23 protein-coding genes are annotated in these 25,204 nt (G+C 72.0%); 13 read left to right on the forward strand and 10 right to left on the reverse strand.

Translation table 11 applies throughout. The features are described from left to right. Window positions 1-375: 375 nt before the first annotated feature. On the forward strand, window positions 376-1,662 hold the full coding sequence (locus J7462_RS07975; protein ID WP_219463113.1) for a cation:proton antiporter: 1,287 nt from the start codon (window positions 376-378) through the stop codon (window positions 1,660-1,662). A gap of 81 nt (window positions 1,663-1,743) precedes the next feature. Here the strand turns inward: J7462_RS07975 and J7462_RS07980 are convergent, their stop codons facing one another. Together J7462_RS07980 and J7462_RS07985 are read right to left on the reverse strand one after the other, a co-directional pair. Then, on the reverse strand, window positions 1,744-2,178 hold the full coding sequence (locus J7462_RS07980; protein WP_219463115.1) for a hypothetical protein: 435 nt from the start codon (window positions 2,176-2,178) through the stop codon (window positions 1,744-1,746). Window positions 2,179-2,183: 5 nt separating this feature from the next. After that, window positions 2,184-2,543 carry an MmcQ/YjbR family DNA-binding protein gene (locus J7462_RS07985; RefSeq protein WP_219463117.1) on the reverse strand — a complete coding sequence of 120 codons (360 nt, stop codon included), beginning with the start codon at window positions 2,541-2,543 and terminating at the stop codon, window positions 2,184-2,186. Window positions 2,544-3,040: 497 nt separating this feature from the next. Here J7462_RS07985 and J7462_RS07990 point away from each other — a divergent pair, with 497 nt between their 5' ends. Genes J7462_RS07990 through J7462_RS08010 form a run of 5 tightly spaced genes read left to right on the forward strand, consistent with a single transcriptional unit; the run spans window position 3,041 to window position 7,559 of the window. Then, on the forward strand, window positions 3,041-4,237 hold the full coding sequence (locus J7462_RS07990) for an ABC transporter substrate-binding protein (protein WP_219463119.1): 1,197 nt from the start codon (window positions 3,041-3,043) through the stop codon (window positions 4,235-4,237). 26 nt (window positions 4,238-4,263) lie between these two features. Further along, complete coding sequence (locus J7462_RS07995; RefSeq protein WP_208570057.1) at window positions 4,264-5,151, forward strand: branched-chain amino acid ABC transporter permease; 888 nt, start codon at window positions 4,264-4,266, stop codon at window positions 5,149-5,151. Then, window positions 5,148-6,122, forward strand: coding sequence for a branched-chain amino acid ABC transporter permease (locus J7462_RS08000; RefSeq protein ID WP_219463121.1), 975 nt, complete (start codon window positions 5,148-5,150; stop codon window positions 6,120-6,122). Before J7462_RS07995 ends, J7462_RS08000 begins: the two co-directional genes overlap by 4 nt. Beyond that, a complete protein-coding gene (locus tag J7462_RS08005; RefSeq protein WP_219463123.1) occupies window positions 6,119-6,877 on the forward strand; it encodes an ABC transporter ATP-binding protein in 759 nt (252 codons plus the stop codon). The genes J7462_RS08000 and J7462_RS08005 overlap by 4 nt, the downstream gene beginning before the upstream one ends. Next, entirely contained in the window at window positions 6,858-7,559 is a 702-nt protein-coding gene (locus J7462_RS08010) for an ABC transporter ATP-binding protein (protein ID WP_219463124.1), read from the forward strand. The genes J7462_RS08005 and J7462_RS08010 overlap by 20 nt, the downstream gene beginning before the upstream one ends. Window positions 7,560-7,612: 53 nt before the next feature. Here the strand turns inward: J7462_RS08010 and J7462_RS08015 are convergent, their stop codons facing one another. The 7 genes from J7462_RS08015 to J7462_RS08045 form a co-directional block, all read right to left on the reverse strand. Next, entirely contained in the window at window positions 7,613-8,185 is a 573-nt protein-coding gene (locus J7462_RS08015; RefSeq protein WP_219463126.1) for a DNA-3-methyladenine glycosylase I, read from the reverse strand. A 24-nt stretch (window positions 8,186-8,209) separates the two neighbouring features. Further along, window positions 8,210-9,064: an arylamine N-acetyltransferase gene (locus tag J7462_RS08020; protein WP_219463129.1), complete on the reverse strand. Its 855-nt coding sequence runs from the start codon at window positions 9,062-9,064 to the stop codon at window positions 8,210-8,212. A gap of 74 nt (window positions 9,065-9,138) precedes the next feature. Continuing rightward, a complete protein-coding gene (locus tag J7462_RS08025) occupies window positions 9,139-9,741 on the reverse strand; it encodes a disulfide bond formation protein DsbA (protein WP_208570076.1) in 603 nt (200 codons plus the stop codon). Between the two features lie 52 nt (window positions 9,742-9,793). Beyond that, complete coding sequence (locus tag J7462_RS08030; RefSeq protein WP_219463137.1) at window positions 9,794-11,056, reverse strand: sulfate adenylyltransferase subunit 1; 1,263 nt, start codon at window positions 11,054-11,056, stop codon at window positions 9,794-9,796. After that, window positions 11,056-11,988, reverse strand: a complete 933-nt coding sequence (gene cysD, locus J7462_RS08035; RefSeq protein ID WP_208570064.1) for a sulfate adenylyltransferase subunit CysD — start codon at window positions 11,986-11,988, stop codon at window positions 11,056-11,058. The genes J7462_RS08030 and cysD overlap by 1 nt, the downstream gene beginning before the upstream one ends. 38 nt (window positions 11,989-12,026) lie before the next feature. Continuing rightward, window positions 12,027-13,274 (reverse strand): ABC transporter substrate-binding protein, encoded by a 1,248-nt coding sequence (locus J7462_RS08040; protein ID WP_219463139.1) that lies wholly within the window; start codon window positions 13,272-13,274, stop codon window positions 12,027-12,029. After that, window positions 13,271-14,446 carry a sulfotransferase gene (locus tag J7462_RS08045; RefSeq protein WP_219463141.1) on the reverse strand — a complete coding sequence of 392 codons (1,176 nt, stop codon included), beginning with the start codon at window positions 14,444-14,446 and terminating at the stop codon, window positions 13,271-13,273. The genes J7462_RS08040 and J7462_RS08045 overlap by 4 nt, the downstream gene beginning before the upstream one ends. Before the next feature lie 300 nt (window positions 14,447-14,746). Between J7462_RS08045 and J7462_RS08050 the strand changes: the two genes are divergently transcribed. Genes J7462_RS08050 through J7462_RS08060 form a run of 3 tightly spaced genes read left to right on the forward strand, consistent with a single transcriptional unit; the run spans window position 14,747 to window position 17,393 of the window. Continuing rightward, entirely contained in the window at window positions 14,747-15,577 is an 831-nt protein-coding gene (locus tag J7462_RS08050; RefSeq protein WP_219463143.1) for an aminotransferase class IV, read from the forward strand. Continuing rightward, the gene (locus tag J7462_RS08055; RefSeq protein WP_219463145.1) at window positions 15,574-16,266 is read left to right on the forward strand and encodes an AMP-binding protein; all 693 of its coding nucleotides are present in this window, start codon (window positions 15,574-15,576) and stop codon (window positions 16,264-16,266) included. The genes J7462_RS08050 and J7462_RS08055 overlap by 4 nt, the downstream gene beginning before the upstream one ends. After that, window positions 16,263-17,393, forward strand: a complete 1,131-nt coding sequence (locus tag J7462_RS08060; RefSeq protein ID WP_219463147.1) for a class I adenylate-forming enzyme family protein — start codon at window positions 16,263-16,265, stop codon at window positions 17,391-17,393. The genes J7462_RS08055 and J7462_RS08060 overlap by 4 nt, the downstream gene beginning before the upstream one ends. 48 nt (window positions 17,394-17,441) lie before the next feature. Here the strand turns inward: J7462_RS08060 and J7462_RS08065 are convergent, their stop codons facing one another. Beyond that, window positions 17,442-18,338 (reverse strand): haloalkane dehalogenase, encoded by an 897-nt coding sequence (locus tag J7462_RS08065; protein ID WP_219463149.1) that lies wholly within the window; start codon window positions 18,336-18,338, stop codon window positions 17,442-17,444. Window positions 18,339-18,734: 396 nt separating this feature from the next. On the opposite strand from J7462_RS08065, the gene J7462_RS08070 reads away from it, so the two are divergent. Genes J7462_RS08070 through J7462_RS08085 form a run of 4 tightly spaced genes read left to right on the forward strand, consistent with a single transcriptional unit; the run spans window position 18,735 to window position 25,093 of the window. Next, entirely contained in the window at window positions 18,735-19,418 is a 684-nt protein-coding gene (locus J7462_RS08070; RefSeq protein WP_208570956.1) for a phosphoribosylanthranilate isomerase, read from the forward strand. A gap of 5 nt (window positions 19,419-19,423) precedes the next feature. Next, entirely contained in the window at window positions 19,424-20,146 is a 723-nt protein-coding gene (gene upp, locus J7462_RS08075; protein WP_219463152.1) for a uracil phosphoribosyltransferase, read from the forward strand. After that, a complete protein-coding gene (locus tag J7462_RS08080) occupies window positions 20,143-21,057 on the forward strand; it encodes an EamA family transporter (protein ID WP_219463154.1) in 915 nt (304 codons plus the stop codon). Before upp ends, J7462_RS08080 begins: the two co-directional genes overlap by 4 nt. A 25-nt stretch (window positions 21,058-21,082) precedes the next feature. Next, complete coding sequence (locus J7462_RS08085) at window positions 21,083-25,093, forward strand: amino acid adenylation domain-containing protein (protein ID WP_219463156.1); 4,011 nt, start codon at window positions 21,083-21,085, stop codon at window positions 25,091-25,093. Window positions 25,094-25,204: the final 111 nt, after the last annotated feature.

Raw genomic sequence — 25,204 nt, forward strand, 5'->3', positions numbered from 1 at the left:
GACGCAGGGTAGCGAGTATTGGCCCCGAAAATCGGGCCATAGACGACAATCACCGAACGACTCTTCTGGAATGCACGATTTCAGGTTAACGAAGCGGTGTCGGTAAGCCGACCTGCCAGTTACCCGGTCGACTCGCCGCATTCTTCCGGCGACGGGACGCCCGGCGGCGACTAACCGGCACACACCTGGGGGGCGATCGCGTTTCCCACCGGCCGCCATCCCCACCACGATCAATCGGCAAATGGCACCCCCAACCCGCCGGACATGGCCGTGTCCGGCCGGGAAATCCGCTGCTACGGTCGGTGATCCGCGCCGCCGTGAACACACCGGCGCCGACCCCGGACCAGCCTTCTCCCGCCCAGATCCGGAGATCTCATGAAGTCCGTAGCCACGCCGGCCGAACTCACCGCTGCAATCGTGATGGCCGACATCGCCCTCGTCCTCCTGGTAGCCCACCTGTTCGGCGGGATCGCCCGCCGGCTGCGGCAGCCCGTGGTGATCGGCGAGATCGTCGCCGGCATCGCGCTGGGCCCCAGCCTGCTCGGTCTGCTCCCCGGCGACCTGACCACCCTGCTCTTCCCCGCCGCCGCCCGGCCCTACCTGTCGGCCATCTCGCAGGTCGGCCTCCTGCTGTTCATGTTCCTCATCGGGTGGGAGTTCGACCGGCGCATCGTCTCCCGACGCAAGAGCCTCACCGTGTCGGTGTCGGTGTGCTCCATCGCCCTGGCCTTCACCCTCGGCGTCGGCCTGGCCAACCTCATCTATCCCCGGCACGCGACGATCGCCGGCAAGCACGTGCCGTTCCTCGCGTTCGCCCTCTTCCTCGGCGCCGCCATGGCCATCACCGCGTTCCCCGTCCTGGCCCGCATCCTGCGCGACCGCGGCCTGTCCCACACCCAGGTCGGCGTGCTGGCACTGGCCAGCGCCGCCATCGACGACGTGCTGGCCTGGTGCATCCTCGCCGTGGTCGCGGCGGTCGCCACCGCCCGCGACGCCACCGACCTCGTCCAGGTGGTCCTCATGTCCGCCGGCTACGTCGCGGTCATGGCCCTCGCGGTCCGCCCCGGCCTGGCCGCCCTGATCCGCCGCATCGGACCGAACACCTACCAGCTCGCGGCCATCACCGCCGCCGGCGTCTTCCTGTCCTCCTACGCCACCACCTGGATCGGCATCCACGCCATCTTCGGGGCCTTCGCCTTCGGATTCGTCATGCCCCGGCACCCCGCGGAGCCGCTGACCAGACACATCCGGGTGCCGTTCGAGAACATCGGCCTGGTGCTGCTGCCGGTCTTCTTCATCGTCACCGGGCTGAGCGTCGACATCGCCGCGCTGACCCTGACCAACCTGCTCGAACTCGCCGCGATCATCCTGGTCGCCTGCGTCGGCAAGATGGCCGGCGCCGCCCTCCCCGCGCGGGCCTTCGGCCTGCCCTGGCCGCAGGCACGACGACTGGGTGTCCTGATGAACACCCGGGGGCTGACCGAGTTGATCGTGCTCAACATCGGCGTCTCCCTCGGCGTCCTCGACGGACAACTGTTCACCATGATGGTCGTCATGGCACTGGTGACCACCGCGATGGCCGGCCCGCTGCTGGCGACCCGCGCACCGGCGCCCGACGAGGTACCCGCGATGGCCGCCGAACCCGTACCGGCGATCCGCTGACCCTCGGCCGCAGGGCCGGTCCGGTTGGGTGCGACGGGTCGCACCCAACCGGACCGGCCCTGCGGCTCAGTCCAGCGCGGCTCAGTCCAGCGCGTAGCGCTGCCAGACCTGGTGGACCTGCTCCTCGGCGGCGGCGGGCACACCGGTGCCCGAGCTGAACACGTAGCCCCAGGCGACCCCGGACGCCTCCGTCGTCAGCACCTCCGGAACGATCCGCCGCGCCACCGGCAGCAGCCCGTCCCACGCGACGTCCACGTAGTTCGTCGTCACCGTCGGGTCCCGGTCGTGCGGGCCGGGATAGGGGGCGCGGGTCACCACGGCATGCCCGACCAGACCCCGGTGGCGACCCTGCATCAACAGCCAGGCGTCCGCCCCCACCGGAATGTTCACCCGCCGCCCCACCGTCCACGAACCGGCCAACGTGCGCTGCGGGGAGACCGTCGGCGACAGCTCCTCGTAGCTCGGCGTCCACCCGTTCCACCGCTGGGGATTCCAACCCAGGATGATCGCGGCCACCGCCGTCACCGCCCCGAAGTCCGGGCGGACGTGCCGTCGTACTGCGCCACCAGCCGTTTCGGTGCCGCCCGCCGCCACCCCTCCACCACCAGCTCCCGGATCTCGTCCGGGTCCGCCGTGGCGAGCTGCGCCCGGACCCAGCCGTACCGGCCGAAGTAGTCCGCCGGGTCGTAGGTTTCCGGGTCCGCCGCCATCAGCTCGGCCTGGTCCTCCTTCGACGCCCGGACGATCGCCACCACCCCGTCGGCGGAGGTGCTGGCGAAGATGCGTTCGCGCACCCGGAACGTGGGATGCCCCCACGTCTCCTGCTCGACCGCCTCCGGCATCGCGAGGGCGAAGTCCCTTACCTGGTCGGGTGTCAGCATTGTCGGTTCCCTCCGGTCGGCGGGCGGTCACGCCCGCGGCGGGGCGCACCGCCCATTAGACGGTCGACGCCGGTTGCCGTCCGAGCGGACGCGCCGACCCCACCCGGGAACGGACAGCACGACACCGCAGGCGCGACGCCCGCGGTGTCAGGTGCGACCACCCCAGGGGTACGCGTACCCCGGGGGCGTGGACCGTCGGCGGAACCGTCCCGCCGGCCGTACGCGCGCACGGGAACTCCTCACCTGGTCGGACCGGACGGCGACCAGCAGCGTGCCACGGGTCGCCGGGGCGGGAAACGGCCACTTGCCGCCGGTCGACGGGGCCAATCACCGCCGCCCGGGACCGGGTGGCGCACCCCGTCCACCCATCGACGACACCGGCACCGCCCGCCACCGGAGTGGACCCGGACCGCTCGACGATGTGGCACTGGCCGCCCCCGACGGCCGGCCATACCTTCAGGCCACTAATCCTGCTCGATACGTTCGGGAGTTGGGTCATGACCGGAATCAACCGCAGGACATTCCTCGGCCTCACCGCCGGCCTCGGCGTCGCCGGCCTCACCGGCTGCGGCAGCAGCCTCGGCGCCACCACGGTCAGCAGCGGCACCGACACCGTCAAGGTGGGCCTCGTCATCCCCCAGGCCGGGGTCTACACCCCGCTGGGCGTCGACATCCAGCGCGGCTGGGACCTCTGGCTGCGCCAGCACGACGGGCGGCTGGGCGGTCGCCGGGTCACCACCGTCGTCGCCGACGAGGGCGAGGGACCGCAGACCGGGGTGCCGGCCGTACAGAAGCTGCTCCAGAACGACCGGGTCGACGTGCTGGTCGGCGTCGTCAGCTCCGCCACCGCCCTCGGCGTACGGGACCTGGTCACCAGCGCCCGCCGGCTGCTCGTGATCGCCAACGCGGGCGCCGGTGCCATCACCAGCACCAACCGCAGCCCCTACATCTGGCGTACCTCGTTCACCAACGCCCAGGTCGCCGCCGCGATGGGACGTCACCTGGCCACCAGCGGCGTCCGCCGGATCTACGCCATCGCCCCCGACTACGTCGCCGGCACCGAGGCGATCAAGGGGTTCAGCAACGCCTACCGGGCCGGTGGGGGCACCATCGTCGGCCAGAGCCAGCCGCCGTTCGGCAAGACCCAGGACTACCAGCCCTTCCTCAGCCGCATCCAGTCCTCCGGCGCGCAGGGCACCTTCTGCTTCTTCGGCGGCGCCGAGTCGGTGGCCTTCGTCAAGCAGTACGCCCAGTTCGGCCTCTCCCGCACCATCCCGCTGTACGCGTCGGGCTTCCTCGTCGAGGGCGGCGTGCTCGGCGCACAGGGGCAGGCGGCCGACGGGGTGCTGTCGACCCTGCACTACACCTCCGAACTGGACAACCCCGCCAACGTCGCGTTCGGTAAGGCGTACCGCGCCGCCTACGACGCCGCCCCCACCGCCTACGCCGTGCAGGCGTGGGACGCCGCCGAGGTGCTCTCCCGCGCCATCGCGCAGGCCGACGCCGTCGACGGGGACAGCCTCGCCGGGGCCCTCGACTCGATCGGCGTCATCACCGACAGCCCCCGTGGCCCGTGGTCCTTCACGCAGCAGTCGCCCCGACAGAACTTCTACCTGCGCCGGGTGCAGACCCGGGCCGGCGCACCCGTCAACGGCGTCGTCGCGGACCTCGGCCCGCTCGACCCCCAGTCGTAGCCGTACCACCGGACGGAGCCTCCGCGATGCCCACCACGCAGATCGCCGTGACGGCGATGGTGAACGGCCTGGCCATCGGGCTGCTGCTATTCATCACCGCCGCCGGCCTGTCCCTGATATTCGGCATGATGGACGTGCTGAACCTCGCCCACGGCGCACTGTTCCTCACCGGGGCGTACCTCGCCTGGTGGATCGGCGGTGAGCAGCAGACCTGGCCGTCGCTCGCCCGGGCGGTCGTCGCCGTCGTCGTGCTCGGTGCCGCCGCCGGTGGCCTGCTGTCACTGCTGACCGCGCCGCTGTCGCGGCGTTCCCACCTGGAACAGGCGCTACTCACCCTCGGCATCGCCCTGGTCGCCGCCGACGTCCTGTCCGCGCTGTTCGGCGACGACGTCCGGGCCACCGAGCCACCCGCCGGGCTGGACGGCACCGTGACCATCGCCGGCTGGAGCTACCCGAGCTACCGGCTCGCCCTCGTCGGGGTAGCCGCCCTGCTCGCCGCCGCCGTGTACTGGACCGTCGAACGGACCTCGCTGGGCGCGCTGTTCCGCGCGACGGTCAGCGACCGGGACATGGTCGCCACCGTCGGGGTGGACCCGCGCCTGGTCCGTGGCGGCGTGTTCGTCCTGGGCTCGGTGCTGGCCACCCTCGCCGGGCTGCTCGGCGCACCCATCTACCACGCCCGCCCCGGGCTGGACACCACGATCCTGGTGCTCGCCCTGGTCGTCGTGGTGGTCGGTGGGCTCGGCTCGATCCGCGGGCCGCTCATCGCCGCCCTGCTGTTCGGCCAGGTCGAGTCCGTCGGCCGGGCGGTGCTGCCCGGCCTGGCCTCCTTCCTGCTCTTCGGCACGCTCGCGGCGGTGCTGGTCGTCCGCCCGCGCGGCCTGTTCACCCTCGCCCCCGGAGGACGACGATGACATCCCTGGTCCAGACCCGGGCCCCCGCCCGCCCCCGGCTGGGCACCGGGTTCCGCACGGTGGCCGCGACCACCGCCGGCACCCTGGTGCTGGCCGCCGCCCCGCTCTACCTCGCTCCCTACGCGACGACGACGCTGACCCGCATCCTCGTCTTCGGACTGCTCGCCGCGAGCCTCAACCTGCTGGTGGGCGTCGTCGGACTGCCGTCGTTGGGGCACGCCGCGTTCTTCGGCGTCGGCGCGTACGCCGCCGCCTGGACCGCCACCCACCAGACGACCGGTGCGGGGGCGCTCCTGGTCGGGGTGGTCGTCGCGGCCCTGGTCGCGCTGGTCGCCGGGGCGGTCGCCGTCCGCACCCACGGGGTGTTCTTCCTCATGCTGACCCTGGCGATCGGGGAGCTGACCCAGCAGGCCGCCGACAGCTGGGAGGCGGTGACCGGCGGCTCCAACGGCTTGTACGGGGTGCCGGCGCCGTCGATGTTCGGCACGGTCCTCGACCAACCCGCCACGACCTACTGGTACGTGCTGGGCTTCTTCGTGGTGGGCATGCTCGCCCTGCGCCTGGTGTCCACGTCGACCCCCGGTGTGGTGCTGCGGGGCATCCGCGACAGCGAGGACCGGATGCGCGCGTTGGGCTACCGGACCACCGCGATCAAGCTCGGCGCGCTGGTCTTCGCCGGTGCGGTCGCCGGACTGGCCGGCGGGTTGCTCGCCGCCCAGCAGCGACTGGTGACCCCGGCCGACGCCGGCTTCGAGACCTCCGCGCTCGCCCTGCTCGCCGTGGTGATCGGGGGCACCGGCTCCTGGTGGGGGCCCTGCCTCGGCGCGGCCCTGGTCATCGTCGTACGGGACTCGCTGGGCGCGACCCTCGACGGGCACGGCCCGCTCGCCCTGGGGCTGCTGTTCGTCCTCGTCGTCTATCTGCTGCCCACGGGGATCGCCCGCATCCGGCTGAGGAGGACCACGTCATGATCGATCTGCTCCGCTGCCAGGACGTCCACCACCGCTACGGCGCGCTGAACGTCCTGCGTGGCGTACGGCTGACGGTGGCCGCCGGGGAGCGGCACGCACTCATCGGACCCAACGGCGCCGGCAAGAGCACCCTGCTCAAGCTGATCGCCGGGCAGGAACGCCCGTCCGCCGGGACCCTCCACTACCGGGGCCGGGACGTCACCCGCGAGCCGGTCCACCGACGGGCCCGCGCCGGCATCGGCCGCAGCTTCCAGCACTCGACCCTGCTGGGTTCGCTCACCGCCGCACAGAACGTGACCCTGGCGCTGACCGGTGGTCGGCTGCTGGCCCGGCACACCGACCGGCAGCGCCGCGCCGAGGTCGCCGCCGCGCTCGCCTCGGTGGACCTGGGCGACCTGGCGGACCGGCCGGTGACGGCGCTGTCCTACAGCCAGTGCCGACGCCTGGAGATCGCGGTGGCGCTCGCCGCGAAACCGCAGCTGCTGCTCCTGGACGAGCCGGCGGCCGGCATGTCCGGGGAGGAACGGGGTGGGCTGGTGGAGCTGCTGCGCGGCGTACCGCCCACCGTGACGATCGTGTTCGTCGAGCACGACCTGGACGTCGTCTTCGACGTCGCGACCAGGGTCAGCGTCCTGCACCTCGGCACCGTGCTGCACAGCGGCACCCCCGAGCAGGTACGGCGCAGCCCCGAGGTGCAGCAGGCGTACCTCGGCGGCCGGATGGAGGAGGTGCACGGTGTTCCTGGAGGTGCGTGAGCTGACCGCCGGCTACGGGCAGGGGCAGGTGCTGCACGGGCTGGACCTCGACCTGCCGGCGGGGCAGGCACTGGCCCTGCTCGGCCGCAACGGGGTCGGCAAGTCCACTTTCGTCTCCACCCTCGCGGGGCTGCTGCGGCCCACCGGCGGGCAGGTGCTGCTGGACGGTCGGGACGTCACCGGCTGGCGGGCCGACCGGCTCGCCCGCGCCGGGGTGGCGCTGGTGCCGCAGGGGCGGCGGGTGTGGCCGACGCTGACGGTGCACGAGCACCTCGCCCTGGCCACCCGGCACGGCGGCCGGACCTGGCCGACCGAGCGGGTGTACGAGTTGTTCCCCCGGCTGGCGCAGCGGCGGCGGCACCTCGCCGGGCAGTTGTCCGGCGGCGAACAGCAGATGCTCGTCATCGGCCGGGCCCTGGCCACCGACCCGCGGCTGGTGCTCATGGACGAGCCGTCCGAGGGGCTGGCGCCCATCGTCGTCGACCAGGTGGCCGAGGCGCTGCGGGTGGTGGTCCGGGAGGGGCTGACGCTGCTGCTGGTGGAACACGACCTGCACCTGGCCCTCGGGGTGACCCAGGAGGCGGCGGTGCTGGTCCGGGGGCGCATCGCACACCGGTGCCCCACCAGCGAACTGCGCGGGGACCTGCCGACGGTGCAGCGTCTGCTGGGCGTCGCGGGCTGAGCACGAGACCGGGTGCGGCCCCGTCAGGCGACGGGGCCGCACCCGGACCGGGTTCAACCGTCGACGGCGCGGTGGCAGCCCACCAGGTGGTCGTCGACCATCCCGGTCGACTGCATCAGGGCGTACGCGCCGACCGGGCCGATGAACCGGAACCCGCGCCGCTTCAACTCCCGGGCCATCGCGGTCGACTCGGGTGTCCGGGCCGGCACCTGCGACGTCGAGTGGGGACGGGGCCGCGCACCGGTCGGCGCGTACGACCACAGCAGGGCGTCGAGGTCCCCGGCCAACGCCACGACGAGCCGGGCGTTGCCGATGGTCGCCTCGATCTTCGCCCGGTTGCGCACGATGCCCTCGGTGCCGAGCAGCCGGGCCACGTCGGTGTCGTCGTAGCCGGCGACGGTCTCCGGGTCGAAGTCGTCGAAGGCCGACCGGAAGGCGTCCCGCTTGTGCAGGATCGTCGACCACGACAACCCCGCCTGGAAGGTCTCCAACGCCAGGTGCTCGAAGAGCGGGGCCTCGCCGTGCACGGGCCGGCCCCACTCGTCGTCGTGGTACGCGACGTACACGGGGGTGGCGGTGCACCAGCCACAACGCGGCACACCGTCAGCGCCGGTGCTGATCTGCATGTCGTCTCCTGTCGGGGCAGCGGGTCAGCCGGCGGCGCTGCCGGGGTGCCGTGGCAACCGCTGCCACAGCCCCCGCAGCCCGGCGGCGTGCCGGTCGTCGAGCCGCAGGAGGAACGTCTCCTCCAGCTCCCGACGCCACTCGTCGAAGGTGGTCAGCGCCCGCCGGTGCACACCGTCGCCGTCGATGCGGGTCAGCAGGCGGTCGACCAGCGACCACACCACCTCACCCGGGCCCCGGTTGGTCACGATGAACCGGCGGACGAAGGTGGAACCCGGTGCGGTCGAGAGCAGCCGGTGGGCCGCGGCGAACTCCTGCGGCTGCGCCGGCCGGTCCTCCCAGTCCATCACCGTGAACGACCCCCGGGGATCGTGGGTGAACCGCCAACCCCACGTCGCGCGCGCGAAACCGAAGGTCAGCGGCGGCTGCCGGACCACGCCGGGACGTAACGGCACCGGACCCAGCAGTCCGTCGCCGAGCCCGACGTCGACGAACCAGCGCCGACCCTCCACGGTGACGGTCATGGTCAGGTGGTTGGCGAACTCCACCCCGTCGGGCAACGCCGGCGCCTTCTTCACCTGTCCCCGGTGCAGGGTGACGTCGAAGCCCAACGCGGCCAGCAGCGCGGCGAACGCCCCGTTGAGGTGGAAGCAGTAGCCGGCGTCGCCGTCGGCCAGCCGCGCGGCGTTGCCGGCCGGGTCGACGTCGGTGGGTAACCCCAACCGGATGTCGAGGTTGTGGTAAGGAACCCGCCGGACGTGACGCTCGTGCAGTCGGACCAGCGTGGCCAGGTTCACCCCCGGCCGGCCGGGCTCGTCCAGACGGGCGAGGTAGCGCCGCACCACCTCGTCGCCGATCCTGGGCACAGACGGCTCCTGCATGTCGGGACGGTCACCTTCCTGGGAAAAACGCCGGGGCGGCGCCATCGGTGAGATGGCGTCGCCCCGGCCGGTCGTCAGCGGGTCTGCGGGCCACTCGTGCGGCTGCGCTTGAGCTCGTAGAAGCCGGGGGTCTGGGCGACCAGGAGGAAGCCGTCCCACAGCCGGGCGGCGTCCTCACCGCGCGGGGCGGGCGTGACCACCGGGCCGAACAGCGCCACCGGATCACTGCCGGGCACGTGCACGTGGATCGTCGGCGTGCCGACGTCCAGCCCGACCGGCTGCATCCCCGCCAGGTGGCTCTTGCGCACCGCGTCGTCGAGCCCCGCGTCGTCCGCCGCGTCGGCCAACTCCCCGGGCAGCCCGCACTCGGTGAGCGCCGCCTTGTACAGGGCCGGCCCGTACGACTGGCCCTTGACGTGCCGGCGGGTGCCCATGGCGTCGTAGAGCGACCGGACGGCGTCCGGCCCGTGCTGCTGTTCGGCCGCCATCAGCACCCGCACCGGCCGCCGCCACGGCCCGATGTTGCGCTGGTAGAACGCGTCGATGTCGGCACGTCCCTCATTGAGGGCGGACAGGCTCATGATCCGGAACCGCACGTCGATCGGGCGTTGCCGTTCGGCGTCGAGCAGCCAACGCGACGTCAGCCACGCCCACGGGCACACCGGGTCGACGAACATGTCCACCAGGATTCGGTTCACTTCGGGCACCGTCGTACATCCTTCGGTTGAATCATCGGAACGCCGGACCGACCAGTCCGGCACTGAGGGTCGCCCCGTCGCGCGGGTCGATGAGCAGCAGCGACCCCGTGCCCCGGATGAGGCGGTAGGGGTCCGCGGCGATCGGCTCGTCGAGGTCCAGCACCACGCCCGCGATGTCGTTGACGGCCAGCGGATCGGAGTTGGGGGTGTGCTCCAGCGTGGCGAGGTCGAGCCGGTCGACGATCGACGTGACCGTCCCCCCCACGACCCGGGTCTGGTGCTGCACCAGCACCCGGGCGCCCTCGCCGAGCCGGCGCTCCGCGACGTGGCAGAGCGTCGCGGTGACCTGCCGGGTCGTCGTCGGGATCCGGTCCGCCGCGACGATCATGTCGCCGCGTCCCACCTCGCCCTCCCCGTCGAGCTGCACGCTGACCGACATGCCGGCGCGGGCGTTCTCGATGGGCGTGCCGAGCCGGTGGATGGCGGTGACCACCGCCGGCCGTCCGGCGGGCACGACCAGCACCTGCTGCCCGAGACGGAGCTGACCGGCGACGATCTGGCCGGCGAGCGATCCGTCGGGCAGGACGTACTGCACGGGCAGCCGGGCCGGCAGGGCGGTCAGGTCCTCGTCGAGGTCCACCCGCTCCAGGTGTTGCAGGAACGTCGGCCCGGTGTACCACGGCATCTCGGTCGAGGCGTCGACGACGTTGTCGCCGCGCAGCGCCGACAACGGGATGGACCGCACGTCGGGAACCCCGAGGGAACCCGCCAGCCGGCGGAACTCGTCGTCGATCTCGGCGAACCGGTCCTCGGCGAAACCCACCAGGTCCATCTTGTTGACCGCCAGCACCACGTGCGGGGTGCGCAGCAGCGCGGCCACCGCGGTGTGCCGCCGGGTCTGGGTCACCACGCCGTGCCGGGCGTCGACCAGGATCACGGCCAGGTGGGCGGTCGACGCGCCGGTGACCATGTTGCGGGTGTACTGCACGTGCCCGGGGGTGTCGGCCAGGATGAACCGGCGGTTGCCGGTGGCGAAGTAACGGTAGGCGACGTCGATGGTGATGCCCTGTTCACGTTCGGCCCGCAGACCGTCGGTCAGCAGGGCGAGGTCGGCCTGGCCGTAGCCGCGGGCGCGGCTGGCGGACTCGACCGCCTCCAACTGGTCGGCCAGCACCGACTTGGAGTCATAGAGCAGGCGTCCCACCAGGGTGGACTTTCCGTCGTCGACGCTGCCGGCGGTGGCGAGCCGCAGCAGCTCACCGTCGCGGGCAGTCTCGAGGCTGAGCGTGGTCACTAGAAGTACCCCTCCCGCTTGCGGTCCTCCATGGCGGTGTCGGACAACTTGTCGTCGGCCCGGCTCGACCCGCGTTCGGTGATCCGGGACAGGCTGATCTCGGCGATCACCTGGTCGATGGTGGCGGCGTCGGACACCAGCGCGCCCGTGCACGACATGTCCCCGACGGTGCGGTACCGCACGGTGCGTTCCTGCAGCTGCTCGTCGCGGCGCGGACCGCCCCACTCCCCCGGCGTCAGCCACATCCCGTCGCGCAGGAAGACCTGACGCTGGTGGGCGAAGTAGATGGCCGGCAGCGGGATCTCCTCCCGGGCGATGTAGTTCCACACGTCGAGTTCGGTCCAGTTGGACAGCGGGAACACCCGCACGTGCCCACCCGGGTCGTGTCGACCGTTGTAGAGGTTCCACAGCTCCGGGCGCTGCTGGCGGGGGTCCCACTGCCCGAACTCGTCGCGCAGCGAGAACACCCGCTCCTTGGCCCGCGCCTTCTCCTCGTCGCGCCGCCCGCCGCCGAACACGGCGTCGAAGCGGTGCTGGGTGATGGCGTCGAGCAGCGGTACGGTCTGCAACGGGTTGCGGCTGCCGTCGGGCCGCTCGGTGAGCCGGCCGTCGTCGAGGTAGTCCTGCACGTGCGCCACCCGCAGCGTGAGCTGGTGCTCCGCCACCACCTTGTCGCGGTACTCGATCACCTCGGGAAAGTTGTGCCCGGTGTCGACGTGCAGCACGGGGAAGGGCAGCTGGCCCGGCAGGAACGCCTTGCGGGCCAGGTGGAGCATTACGGCGGAGTCCTTGCCGCCGCTGAACAGCAGGACGGGTCGCTCCAGCGTGCCCGCCACCTCACGGATGATGTGCACCGCCTCGGCCTCGAGCACGTCGAGGTAGGACATCCGCAGGTCGGATGCGGTTTCGGATGCGGTCGAAGTGAACGCCATGGCGTTGTCTCCCCACAGGTGTCGGCCGGTCGGGCCGGTCAGTTCGAGGTGCCCGGCCGCACGTACCCGGCGGTACGCAGCTCGGGCGGGTAGACGATCGGCACGGTGGAGATGTCCTGGTCGATCTCCTGGTACTGCTGCAGCACCACCGGGGGTGGGCTGTGGTGCCAGTGGGTCTCGCCGCGGGCGAAGCTGACCGGGCCACGCCAGGTGTCGAAGGTGCCCTTCTCCAAGGCGTCGATCAGTTCCGCCCGGCCGACCCCGTCCGCCTGGCGCAGGGCCTGGGCGATGATGGTGATGTCGGTGAAGGCGTTGAGGGCGGTGTCCGGCGGCGGCGTGCCGTACGTGTCGCGGTAGCGGTCCACGAACCACCGGCCGATCGGGGTCAACCCCGACCAGTTCGGGCTGAACTGGGTGGCCGGCCAGACCATGTGCAGGCCGTGCACGCCGAGCGCCTTCCAGTAGTCCGGCGCCCGCAGCGGCCACTGGAAGGGTGCCAGCATGGGCACCTGCGGCAGCAGCCCGATCTCGGCGGCCTGCTGCACGATCAGGTGGTTGGTGCGGACCACCCCCACGTTGATCACCACGTCCGGCTGCCACTGCTGGATCTCGCGCAGCTGGGGGCGCAGGTCCGTGGTCGACTCCTGGGCGAACTCCACGGAGTACAGCTCCATCGGCTCCTCGGCCGCCTGCAACTCGGCGGTGAGCAGCGCGGCGGCGCTGCGGCCGAACACCGTGTCGGCGTGGATCAGGCCGACCCGCCGGAAACCCTGGTCGGCGGCGAACCGGATCAGCACCGGGGCGCGCTCGGCCATCGAGGTGAACGTGCGGAAGACCGCCCGCCGCTGCCGCGCGGTGACCCCGGGGTGGGCGTTCTCGATGAACAGCGGCACCCCGATCCGGTCGGCGAGTTCCGCGACCTCCTCGGTGTAGCGCAGGTGCCAGGGGCCCAGGACGGCCAGCGCCCCGTCGACGATCGCGACCTTCGCCAGCGCGCCCACCGCCGAGCGGGGCATCGTGCCACCGTCGAGGGTGACGGTCTCCTGGTCGTCGCGGACGACGAAGTCGAACTGGAGTCCGTCGCGGATGCCACCGTGGTCCCGCACGTACTCGGCACCGATCAGGGCGCCGCGGGCGGTCAACGTGCCGGCCGTGGGGTCACCGGGCAGGGACAGTGGGGTCACGATGCCCACGGTGACCGTGGGGGCGCCCGCCACCGTACGGGCGAAGGCGCGGAACTGCTCGTTGAGCGTCTCCAGCACCGTGGGCTCCGACGTCGTGCTCACACCCGTCCTCCGATCTGGTACTTCGTCAGGTATGCGGAGAAGCGCTCGTCCAGCTCGTCGGCGTCCAGGCCGTAGTCCTCGGCCCGGTAGACGTGCTTGCCGAGCTTGTCCTTGCGGTTCGCCGCGAGGTAACCGCGGAACGCCTGCTCGACCTCGCCGTCCCAGCGGGCACCGAGGAAGTCGCAGATCTCGGCCATCACCGCGATCGGGTCGGCCATCAGGCGCTGGTAGTCGACGTCGAGCACCGGCGTGTCGGCGAGCTTGTCCCGCTCGGCGCGCGCGAACAGGTCGAGCATCTCCGCGAAGCGTTCGGTCCAGAGCCTACCGAGCGCGAGGCGGTCCACCTGGTCGGCGCGCGCGAGTCGGATGATCTCGGTGAGGCTGCACGTCGAGGGGATGGTGACGCTCGGGGCGCGGTGCATGTAGATCAGCCGCGCGTCCGGGTAGGTACGCGCCAGCGCGTCGGCCCGCCACAGGTGGAACGGGTCCTTGAGCACCAGCGTGTCGGTGGGCACCCGCCAGACGATGTGCTGCATCAGGTAGCGGTGGTAGTCGTAGGCGTCGTACTGGTCCTGGGTGCGCAGCCACTCGCCGTAGCTGGGCACGGTGTAACGCAGCTCGTACGCCATCGTCTTGAACGTCGGCGCGGTCAGCCGGTGGTCCTCGTCGGGGCGGTGCGGCTCCCACAGGTGCACCGGCTTGAGCGCCGGCGCGACGGTGTAGTAGTCGGTGCAGAAGTTCTCCGCCGCCTGGACGAGCGCCTGCCGGGTCGCCTCGTCGCGGCCGTCGGTCGCCGGCGCCATCAGCTCCCACAGGTCGGGGGAGCGCAGGTCCGGGTGCTGGCCGAGCAGGTTGTGCATCAGCGTGGTGCCACTGCGGGTCATGCCCGTGATGAACACCGGCTGGTTGATCTCGACCGAGGCGATCTCGGGGTTCTTCACCCGGGCCCGGTACGCGGCGGCCTGGGTGGCGAGCGCGGCGACCAGGGCGCCCCGGACAGACCGCCGACCGGCCTCGTTCAGGCCGCCCTCGGTGTCCAACGACCGCAGCAGCCGGTCGAGGGCGTCGAGGTGCGCGAACTCGAAGTCCGGGACTCCCACCCTCTCCCGGGCTGCCTCGACGAACTCCTCCACCCGGTAGGTGTCCTGACTGGGTTCGATGACGGCGGTCACGGCGTACTCCCCTCTATCTGGCGGCAAACGCGGCGGATCGGGCTGTCGGTCGGTGTGCCCGCCCCGAGGGGCCGGATCGACCGGGGACCGCGACGAATGTGAACAACGGTCACGGTAGGTAGCGACGATAGGCACCCGGCCACGGTCGGTACAGGGCCACATCAGTGGTTTCCACGGGACCAAAGCCGGAGCCGACAAGTGGCCCGGAAGCCGGTGCCAACGTGGCTCTGGAGCGGCGGCGGACGGCCGCCCTATGGTCGGCCCAGCCAATCGGCGATGCACCGCGGATCGGAGGAACAGATGCCGCCGGCGACTCGGGCCGCCCCCCTGCTGCTGTGGGAGACGGGGGTCCGCGAAGGAATCGAGGACAGTCGGTACCGACCCGTCGTCGCCGACTCCTGGCTCCTCACCGAGGGCCGGGCACGGGCCTATCCACTGCACTGGCAGCGTTTCGACGCCGCCGTACGGGGGTTCGGGGTCTCGGCGCACCGGGTGGCGTCCTTCGGGACGTCGGTCACCACGGCACTGCCCCGCTCCGGGGTGTGGTTCCCCCGCATCGAACTGCACCTGGTCCCCACGCAGCGGCTGGCCCTGCGGCTGCGTCCCGCCCCACCGCTGGTCAGCCAGGCACGCGGCTGGCTGTGGCCCCATCCGGACCCCCGCCGGCTGCCCCACCTCAAGGGGCCCGACTTCGAGGAACTGGAGAAGATCCGGGCCGCCGCCCAGGACGCGCAGGCCGACGAGGCCCTGCTCTGCGACGAGCAGGGGCTGGTCCGTGAGGGGGCGTTCAGCACGATCTACTGGTGGTCCTCCGGCGTCCTGCACACCCCGCCGGACGACGGGCGCATCCTGCCCGGCGTCACCCGTCGGCTGCTGCTGGCCCGCTGTGCCGAGCTGGGGCTGCCGGTGCGGCACCGGCTGCCCAGCGTGGCGGAGCTGCTCGCCAGCGAGGTGTGGATCACCAGCGCCCTGCACGGCATCCGAGTCCTGACCCAGATCAACGGACAGCCGACCGCTCCCGTCCACGAGCGGCGGTTGCACGAATGGCGCGCCCATCTCGACGCGCTGGCCGAACCCCTGCCCGACCCCGAGGCCATCTGGCCGCACCGAAGCACCGAGGAGGCACCATGAAGCTCAGGTCACTACAGCGTTATCTGGCATCGGTCCCGCGCATGCACTTCGGGCGGTCGCACCGGGGCCTGCGGGCCCGGCTGGAGCTGCTGGCCACCCGTCAGCTCGGCGCCGGCGACTTCCTGTGGCACGCCCTGGAACGGGGGCAGGACCACGACGCCCCGCTGTTCCACCACCTGCCGCCCGGCGGCGGCCCGGACGACCTGGTCGTCTACAGCCTGGCGACGCTGCGCGACCAGACCGAGCGGTACGCCCGGTGGTACCACAACGCCGGGGTCACCCACGGCGACCGGGTCGGGGTCTTCACCCGCAACGGCATGGCGAGCTTCGTGCACTTCCTGGCGCTCAACAGCCTCGGCGCGATCCCCGCGGTGATCAACCCGAACATGGTGCCCGACACCGCCGCCAAGTACCTGTCCCGGCTCGACGCGGTCGGCGTGGTGGTCGACGCGGACAAGCTCGGCCCGCTGCTCAACGGGATGGCCGACGCCCGGCCGTTCCGGTTCACCGCCTCGCAGGAGGCGATGCACGCCGCGCCGCCGGCCGGCCCGCTGCCCGGGGTCTACCCGTACCGGCACGGCGACCGCGACCCGGTGCTCATCTCGCACTCCTCGGGCACCACCGGCATGCCGAAGGCCGCCACGTTCGGCCACCGTCAGTTCTTCGCCGGCAAGCGCCCCGGATCATGACGCTGCCGTCGGGCCCGGACGACAAGATGCTGCTGGCCTTCCCCGCGTCGCACTCGTCGGGCTACAGCTACATGATGATGGCCACCCTCATCGGCCTGCCCACCCTGGTCATGGAGTCCCAGGACGGGGCGACGGTGGCCGAGGCGATGCGGTGGTGGAAGCCCAGCGTGGTGACCGGCTTCCCGATCACCTTCACCGAGATGCTCGCGCTCGGCTTGGAGCCGTCCGCCGCGGCGAACGTGACGACCTGGATCAGCACGGCGGACGCCTCGCACGAGGCCCACGTCCGGGAGCTGGTCCGGCTCGGCCGGCACCGGGAGAACGGCAGCTGGCGGCCGGGGTCGCACTACCTCGACGGGCTGGGCGCCTCGGAGATGGGCATGGCCCTGTTCCTCAACATCCACGGCCCCAAGACCAACGCCTACAACCGTTGTGTCGGCTACCCGGAGCCGATCGTCGAGGACGCGGTCGTCTTCGACGAGGACGGTCGGGAGCTGGGCCCCAACGAGGTCGGCTACCTGGCGGTGCACACCCCGACGGTGACCCTTGGCTACTGGGGCAACCACGAGCTGACGCACAAGTCGATCCGCAACGGCTACTGGCTCACCGGTGACATCGGCTACAAGGACGACAAGGGCCGGTTCTACCACTACGACCGGACCACGGACGTGATCACGACGCGGCGCGGCCCGGTCTACAGCCTCACCATCGAGGAGGAGATCTTCAAGGCATGCCGGGCGGTGGTGGACTGCGCCGTCGTCGGGGTGGTCGACCCGGTCGAGCCGACCTCGTTCGCCCCGATCGCCGCGCTGCGCCTGATCGACGGGGCGGACCTCAGCGCCGAGGAGCTGCTGACCCGGGTCAACCGGGCGCTGCGGGCGGCGGGCCGGCACGAGCTGGCCGCGGCGGTCATCTCCAAGGGGGATACCAAGATCCCGCTGGGCGTCACCGGCAAGGTGCTCAAGCGTGAGGTGCGCGCGCAGTTCGCCCAGCTGCTGCTGACCGACGACGACGGTGGGCTGGACGTGGCGCGGACCCGCACCGAGCAGTCGGTCCTGCGGGAGCTGAGCGCCTCGTCGACGCCGGCCGGGACGCCGCAGGAGCAGCGGGCCACCTCGGCCGCCTGACCGGTCTCCGTGGGGCGGGCGGTTCCACCGCCCGCCCCACGGCTGTCCTCAGAGGGCGGTGACGAAGTCCCGCAGGGCGGCCCCGATCTCGTCCGGTGAGTCCTCCTGCACGTAGTGGCTGCCGGTGACGGTGACCTCGCGCTGGTTGGGGAAGGTCCGGGCGAACGCCAGGGCCCGGCCGGTGAGCAACGCCCCCGGCTCGGCGACCACCAGCAGTTTCGGCACCGGGGAGGCGGCCAGCCAGCGGCCGTACTCCTCGACGATGGCGGTCACGTCGGCCGGTTCGCCCTCGATGGGCAGCTCCCGGGGGAACATCAGGGTCGGTCGGCGCGAGTCGGGGTCGCCGAAGGGCCGACGGTAGTGGTCCAGTTCCGCCTCCGACAGGGGGCGCACCACGCTGCGCGGCAGCACCACCTCGACGAAGAAGTTCTCCTGGAGCACCAGGCGTTCCCCGTCGGGCGAGCGCATGGCGCGGAAGAGCTGGTCCCGGCCGGCCTCGAAGTCGCTCCACCGGCGGGGTTGGACGATCGCCTCCAGGTAGGCGACGGCCCGGACCCGTTCGGGGTGGCGGGCCGCCCAGTGGAAGCCCAGCGCCGAACCCCAGTCGTGCAGCACCAGGGTGACCGGTCGGTCGCCCACCACGGCGTCGAACCAGGCGTCGAGATAGCGCGCCTGGTCGGTGAAGCGGTAGCCGCCGTCGGGCGCCGGCCCGGAGTCGCCCATCCCGACCAGGTCGGGGGCGAGGCAGCGGCCCAGGTCGCGGACCGCCGGGATGACGTTGCGCCACAGGTACGAGGACGTGGGGTTGCCGTGCAGGAACACGATCGGTTCCCCGTCGCCCACGTCGACGTACGAGAGGTGGGTCCCGCACAGGTCGATCCGACGGCGGGGGTGTGGGTCGGCCACGGTCACGGGCACCGCGGCGGGCATGGAACTCTGTGTCACTTGTAGACCTCCTCGGCCCCAGTGATAGCAAGCCGGCCCGGCAATTCCCGGGAATCCCCGTGACGGCGTGTCCGTCGACGGGTGACAGTTCGCGCTCAATGCGGCGGTGCCATTCACGAACTGTTCGCGAGAAATCAACGAATGACTTGGTGAATCTGATTCGGCTCCGCCGCGATCAGGCGGTACGGGGTGCCGTGGTGCCATGGCCGGACCACTCGCCGGCAAAGTGGCACCGACGCTTTCCCGCACATGGGCCTGTCCACCGGCACCGCGGTTTCGTACGTTTCTCCTGTCGATACGAGGGCCCGGACGAGTCCTTCTCGGATCTCCGGACGCCACCGACGTGTCAATGCGCCACGCGGGATTTCCGCCGGCTTTCCAGAAAGGGAGAACCAGATGCAGGGACTGATCCAGGTCGCCGGGGTCATCGACCAGGAGGAGGCCGACCTGATCTGTGCGGAGGGCGCCGACTGGCTGGGGTTCGCCCTGCGGTTGCCGGCGAAGAACGAGGACCTGTCCGAGGCCGACGCGGCCGCCATCGTCGCGGCGATCCAGCCCCGGCACCGGGGCGTCCTGATCACCTACCTCACCGAGGCCGAGGAGATCAGGCAGTTCTGCGCCGAACTCGGCGTCACCGCCGTGCAGCTGCACGGCGACGTGGACCCCGCCCAGTTGGAGAAGCTGCGCCGGATCGACCCCGACCTCTACGTGCTCAAGAGCCTCGTGGTCAAGTCCGACAACCTCGACGAGCTGGTCAAGATCGTCGATGAGAGCGCCGAGTGGGTCGACATGTACATCACCGACAGCTTCAACCCCGCCACCGGGGCCAAGGGCGCGACCGGTCTGGTCCACGACTGGTCGGTCAGCGCCGAGCTGGTCCGCGTCGCGCCCCGGCCGCTGATGCTCGCCGGTGGCCTGAACCCCGACAACGTGGCGGCGGCCATCGCGGCGGTACGCCCCGCCGCCGTCGACGCGCACACCGGGCTGGAGGGCCCCGACCGCCGCAAGGACCGCGCCAAGGTGCGCCAGTTCGTCACCGCCGCCCGCCAGGCGTTCGCCGACCTCGCCGGACAGGACTGAGAGCCATGACCGACACCGCCACCCACCCCACCGTGGCCGGACCCGCCGTGGCCGGACCCGCCGTGGCCGGACCCGCCGTGACCAGCCGGCTGCACCTGTTGCCGCAGACCAACCGGCTGCGCTCGCTGCACACCGTCATCCGGGACCGCGACGCCTCCCGGGCCGACTTCGTGCAGACCTCCGCCCAGATCTTCCGGCAGCTCCTCGACACCGCCCTCGACCTGCTCCCGGTCGTCCCCCAGCAGGTGCGCACCCCGGTCGGGCAGACCTACCACGGGCTGCGTCCGGCCGCACCGGTCTGCGGGGTGTCCATCGCCCGCGCCGGCGAGAGCATGGAGGGCGAACTGCGGGCCATGCTGCCGCAGACCCGGATCGGCAAGATCCTCATCCAGCGGGACAAGACGACGAAACTGCCGCACTTCCACTACGCGGCCCTGCCCCCGGACATCGCCATGTCCCAGGTGCTGCTGCTGGACCCGATGCTCGCCACCGGCGGCACCGCGCTGGCCGCCCTCGCGCTGCTGCGTGAGTACGGGGTCTTCGAGGAGGACGTCGTCTTCGTCACCCTGCTCTCCTCGCCGGAGGGCATCAGCGCCGTGCACGCCCAGCACCCCCGGGTCCGGATCGTCACCTCCGCCATCGAGGAGCGCCTCAACGCCGACGCCTACATGGTGCCCGGCATCGGCGACTTCGGTGACCGCTACTTCGGCACGGACCAGCCCCGATGAGGCGCGGCGGAATCGGCGACGTCGGGATCACCGCGCTGGCTCCCGCGATCTGGGGCAGCACGTACCTCGTCACCACCGAGTTGCTGCCCCCGGGCCGGCCCTACCTGGCCGCCCTGGCCCGTGCCCTGCCCGCCGGGCTCGCCCTGATGGCGCTCGGGCGGGTGGTGCCGCGCGGCGCGTGGATCTGGCGGGCGCTGGTGCTCGGCACCCTCAACATCGGTCTGTTCTTCGTGCTGCTCTTCATCGCGGCCTACCGGCTGCCCGGTGGCGTCGCGGCCCTGATCATGTCGTTCCAGCCGATGCTGGTGCTGATCCTCGCGGCGCTGCTGCTGCGCGACCGCATCCGGCCGCTGCACGTCGTGGCGTGCCTGCTCGGGGCGACCGGGGTCGCGCTGCTCGTGCTGCGCCCGACCGCCGCGCTCGACCCGCTCGGCGTGATCGCGGCCCTGGCCGGCGCGGCCAGCATGGCCAGCGGGATCGTGCTGACCAAACGCTGGGCGCGACCGCCCGGGGTGGGGGTGTTGCAGTTCACCGGTTGGCAGCTGACCGCCGGCGGGCTGGTCCTGCTCCCCACCACCCTGCTGCTGGAGGGACTGCCGGACCACCTCACCGGTCCCAACCTGGCCGGCCTCGCCTACCTGGGGATCGTCGGATCGCTGTTCGGTTACGCGGTCTGGTTCCGCGGGCTGGAACGGCTGCCCGCCCTGGCCGCCTCCTTCCTCAGCCTGGTCAGCCCGATCGTCGCCAGCCTGCTGGGCTTCGCCTTCCTCGACCAACGACTCAGCGTCACCCAGCTCGTCGGAGCCCTGGTCATCGTCGCCGCAGTCGCCCTCGCCCAGCGCAGGTCGTCCCCGCCGGCTCCGCCACCCGACCCGGTGCCGGTGGCGTCACGGGCGCTGACCAGCCGGTGAGGCGTCACCCACCACAGGGGGAAGCATGCTTACCACGCCCGCCACCACCGAAGCCCACCAGTCGACCACCGACACCCTTGAACCGGCCACCGGCACCCACGACCCGGCCGACGTGACCCTGCCGGACCTGCTCGACGAGCAGGTCCGGGCGGACCCCGACGCGATCGCCGTCCGGCACGGACCGGAGGGGATCACCCGACGGGAACTGGCCCGCCGGGCCCGCACCCTCGCAGCCCAGCTCCGCGAGCGGGGCACCGGCCCCGACGACCGGATCGGACTCTTCGCCGAGCCGTCCGCCGCACTCGTCGTCGGGGCCTGGGGAATCCTGTACGCGTCGGCCGCCTACCTGCCCCTGGCCCCCGACTATCCCGACGAACGCCTGCGCTACATGGCCACCGACGCCGGGTTGCGCGTCGTCGTCGCCCAGGACGACCTCGTCGAACGGCTGTCGGACCTGGTCCCGCCCGGCACCGCCATCGTGCCGCTGAGCGTGTGGCACGACACGGCCCCACCCGACGTGCCCCGCCGGGGGCCACGGCCCGGCCATCTCGCCTACGTCATCTACACCTCCGGCAGCACAGGTCGTCCCAAGGGCGTGATGATCGAGCACCGCAGCATCGTCAGCCAACTGCGGTGGCTGCGGGACACCTACCGCCTCGACGAGGCCGTCATCCTCCAGAAGACCCCGATGAGCTTCGACGCGGCGCAGTGGGAGATCCTCGCCCCGGCCTGCGGCGGCACCGTCGTCGCCGGCACCCCGGGCCTGCACCGCGACCCCGAAGCCATCATCGAGACCATCCGACGGCACGGCGTCACCGCCCTGCAGTGCGTACCGACCCTGCTGCGGGCGCTGGTCGACACCGAACGCCTCGGCACCTGCACCAGCCTGCGGCAGATCTTCACCGGTGGTGAGGCGCTGTCCACCACGCTCGCCGCCGACGTGCTCGCGGCGCACCCCGCCACCCTGGTCAACCTCTACGGCCCCACCGAGTGCACGATCAACTCGTCGGCGTTCACCGTCGACCCGGCGACCCTCGACCCCACGCAGCAGTCCGTGTCGATCGGGCGGCCCGTCACCGGCCTGCGCTACGTCATCGTCGACACCGACGACGCCCCGGTCACCGGGGAGGCCGTCGGGGAACTGCTCATCGGCGGCGTCCAGCTCGCCCGGGGCTACCTGCACCGGCCGGCGTTGACCGCGCAACGGTTCGTGCCCGACCCGGTCACCGGCGAACGGCTCTACCGCACCGGTGACCTGGCCGCCTGGCAGGCCGACGGCACCGTGCGGTTCGTCGGTCGGGTCGACAACCAGGTGAAGCTGCGCGGGTTCCGGGTCGAACTCGACGAGGTGCGCCTCGCCGTGGAGGCCCACCAGTGGGTCCGGCACGCGGGGGTACTGGTCCGCGACGACCCGCGTACCGGCCACCCGCACCTGCTCGCCGTCGTCGAACTCAACCCGCGCGAGGCGGCGCTGATGGACCAGGGCCGGCAGGGGGCCCACCACCGGTCGAAGGAGAGCCGGCTGCAGGTCCGGGCCCAGTTGTCGCACGGCGGGGTGCGTACCCCGCAGGAGTTGGCCGGGCGGCCGGTGCTCGCACTGCCCGGGGCCGAACCCACCGAGGAGCAGGTACGGCGGGTGTTCGCCCGCAAGACGTACCGGTTCTACGAGGGCCCGCCGGTCACCCGCGCCGACCTGCTGGCACTGCTGCGCCCGGCCGAGCCCGGCCCGGTGCCGCCGCGCCCGCTCGCACAGCTCGACCTGGCCACCTTCGGGGAGATCATCCGCTACCTCGGGCAGTTCGTCAGCGACGAGCGGCTGCTGCCCAAGTACGGCTACGCCTCACCGGGGGCGCTCAACGCCACCCAGGTCTACCTGGAGATCCACCAACTGTGGGGGCTACCGTCCGGCTACTACTACCACCATCCGCTCACCCACGAACTGGTCCGGATCAGCCCGGCCGCGTCCCGGCCCGAACCGACCGTCCGGCTGCACCTCGTCGGCCGGCGACGGGCCATCGAACCGGTCTACCAGAACAACATCCGCGAGGTGTTGGAGATCGAGACCGGCCACCTGGTCGGCCTGCTGGAGCAGGTCCTGCCCGGGTACGGGCTGACCGTCACGGCCGCCGACCACACCCCGCAGACCATCCGGCACCTCGACTGCGCCGACGAGGACCTCTACCTCGGCAGCTTCGCGCTGACGCCGTACGCCCCGCCGCCGCCCGACGAGATCGACGTGTACGTCCAGGTCCACCCGGACCGGGGCGGGGACCTGGCCCCGGGGCAGTACCTGCACCGTGACGGCGACCTGGTCCGCATCGACGACGCCCTGGTGCTGCGCCAGCACGTCATCGCGATCAACCAGCAGGTGTACGACCGGGCCGCGATCGGCATCAGCATGATCAGCACCACGTCGACCCGGTGGCGGCGCTACGTCGACCTGGGCCGCGCCCTGCAACGGCTGTCCATGAACGACCTCGGCTTCGGCTTCATGTCCTCCGGCTACAGCTCCGACACCGGTCACGACCTGCCCTCGGCGCACCGCATCCGGGGCATCCTGCGCCGGCACGGGCTACCCGACGGTCCGTCGTACTTCGCCGTGGGTGGGCGGGTCAGTGCCGCCCAGGTGGCCGGCCGGGGCATGAAGGAGGACGTCGTACACATGAAGGGTCCGGCGGAGCTGATCCGCGACGACCTGGCCGGTCGGCTGCCGGACTACATGCTGCCCAACAAGGTGGTGATCGTCGACCGGATGCCGCTGACCGCCAACGGCAAGACCGACCTCACGGCACTCGCCGCCCGGGTCGCCGACGACCCCGGCCCGCAACGGCCGTTCGTGGCGCCCCGCACCGACCTGGAACGCCGCATCGCCCGCCTGTGGGCCGAGGCGGTCCGCCAGGACGACGTCTCCGTCCACGACGACTTCTTCGCCTGCGGTGGCAACTCGCTGATCGCCGTCGCCCTGATCAACCGACTCAACCGGGTGTTCGGCGCGACGCTGCCCATGCAGGTCATCTTCGACAGCCCGACGGTGGCCCAGCTGGCCCGGCGCGTCGCCCAACGCGACCAGGTCAGCAGGTCCCGGCTGGTGCCGTTGGCGCCGGCCCGGGAGGGTCGCTCCGTCTACTGCTGGCCGGGCCTCGGCGGCTACCCGATGAACCTGCGGCTGCTCGCCGGCACGGTCGGCCGGCCCTTCCACGGCGTGCAGGCCCACGGCGTGAACCCGGGCGAGGAGCCCTACCGGACGATCGCCCGGATGGCGGCCGAGGACGTGCGGGCGATCCGGGAACGGCAACCCCGTGGCCCCTACACGCTGTGGGGTTACTCGTTCGGCACCCGGGTCGCGGTGGAGGCGGCGTACCAGTTGGAGCAGGCCGGCGAGCAGGTCGACCAACTCGTCCTGATCGCCCCCGGATCACCCCGGGTGGGGGTGCCGCAGGACCCGGCCACGGTCGGCACGGCGAGCTTCGCCAACCCGACGTACCTGGCCGTGCTGTGTTCCGTGTTCGCGGGGACGGTCAGCGGGCCGGTGATCGAGGAGTGCCTGGCCACCGTCGTGGACGAGGAGAGCTTCACCGGGTTCGTCCAACGGCACTTCCCCGCCCTGGACCTGCCGCTGGTCCGCCGGATCACCGGGGTCGTCGCCCGCACGTACGGGCTGCGCCACACCGAGGCCGAACTCGCCAGGCGGCCGGTGCGGGCCCCGGTGACGGTGCTGCGTACCCGGGGCGACCAGGAGTCCTTCCTCGACACCGCCGTCGCCCGCCGCAACCTCTCCCCCGTCGTCGTCGACCTGGCCGCCGACCACTACGGGGTGCTGCGCGAACCGGGGGTCCACCAGGTGGTGGCGGCGCTGCCCGCCCGGTCCCGGCGTCGCCCGGTCCGACCGCACGTGAGCATCAGCCACCTGCCGATCGCCCTGACCGACGAACAGCACAACCGGCTGGTGACCGCCGTCACCCGCGCCATGACCAGAGCCTTCGGCTGCGACGAGGACGCGGTGTCCGTCGCACTGGAGGCGGTCCTGGAGGAGTGAGCCGGTCCCCGGCCCACACCGCCCCGCCCCCGACCCACCGACGGGCCGGCCCCGCCGACGAACCGCAACCGAACTGCCCGAAACCGGTCCCGAGCTGCCCGACACCGAACC

Origin of the sequence: Micromonospora sp. RL09-050-HVF-A (genome assembly GCF_019374995.1) — a bacterium.
Taxonomy (GTDB): Bacteria; Actinomycetota; Actinomycetes; order Mycobacteriales; family Micromonosporaceae; genus Micromonospora; species Micromonospora antibiotica.

Bases quoted from the DNA above. Each gene is read 5' to 3' on its own strand.
- J7462_RS07975 (WP_219463113.1), top strand. From the start codon at position 376: ATGAAGTCCGTAGCCACGCCGGCCGAACTCACCGCTGCAATCGTGATG.
- J7462_RS07985 (WP_219463117.1), bottom strand. From the start codon at position 2,543: ATGCTGACACCCGACCAGGTAAGGGACTTCGCCCTCGCGATGCCGGAG.
- J7462_RS07990 (WP_219463119.1), top strand. From the start codon at position 3,041: ATGACCGGAATCAACCGCAGGACATTCCTCGGCCTCACCGCCGGCCTC.
- J7462_RS07995 (WP_208570057.1), top strand. From the start codon at position 4,264: ATGCCCACCACGCAGATCGCCGTGACGGCGATGGTGAACGGCCTGGCC.
- J7462_RS08000 (WP_219463121.1), top strand. From the start codon at position 5,148: ATGACATCCCTGGTCCAGACCCGGGCCCCCGCCCGCCCCCGGCTGGGC.
- J7462_RS08005 (WP_219463123.1), top strand. From the start codon at position 6,119: ATGATCGATCTGCTCCGCTGCCAGGACGTCCACCACCGCTACGGCGCG.
- J7462_RS08015 (WP_219463126.1), bottom strand. From the start codon at position 8,185: ATGCAGATCAGCACCGGCGCTGACGGTGTGCCGCGTTGTGGCTGGTGC.
- J7462_RS08020 (WP_219463129.1), bottom strand. From the start codon at position 9,064: ATGCAGGAGCCGTCTGTGCCCAGGATCGGCGACGAGGTGGTGCGGCGC.
- J7462_RS08025 (WP_208570076.1), bottom strand. From the start codon at position 9,741: ATGTTCGTCGACCCGGTGTGCCCGTGGGCGTGGCTGACGTCGCGTTGG.
- cysD (WP_208570064.1), bottom strand. From the start codon at position 11,988: ATGGCGTTCACTTCGACCGCATCCGAAACCGCATCCGACCTGCGGATG.
- J7462_RS08050 (WP_219463143.1), top strand. From the start codon at position 14,747: ATGCCGCCGGCGACTCGGGCCGCCCCCCTGCTGCTGTGGGAGACGGGG.
- J7462_RS08055 (WP_219463145.1), top strand. From the start codon at position 15,574: ATGAAGCTCAGGTCACTACAGCGTTATCTGGCATCGGTCCCGCGCATG.
- J7462_RS08060 (WP_219463147.1), top strand. From the start codon at position 16,263: ATGACGCTGCCGTCGGGCCCGGACGACAAGATGCTGCTGGCCTTCCCC.
- J7462_RS08070 (WP_208570956.1), top strand. From the start codon at position 18,735: ATGCAGGGACTGATCCAGGTCGCCGGGGTCATCGACCAGGAGGAGGCC.
- upp (WP_219463152.1), top strand. From the start codon at position 19,424: ATGACCGACACCGCCACCCACCCCACCGTGGCCGGACCCGCCGTGGCC.
- J7462_RS08080 (WP_219463154.1), top strand. From the start codon at position 20,143: ATGAGGCGCGGCGGAATCGGCGACGTCGGGATCACCGCGCTGGCTCCC.
- J7462_RS08085 (WP_219463156.1), top strand. From the start codon at position 21,083: ATGCTTACCACGCCCGCCACCACCGAAGCCCACCAGTCGACCACCGAC.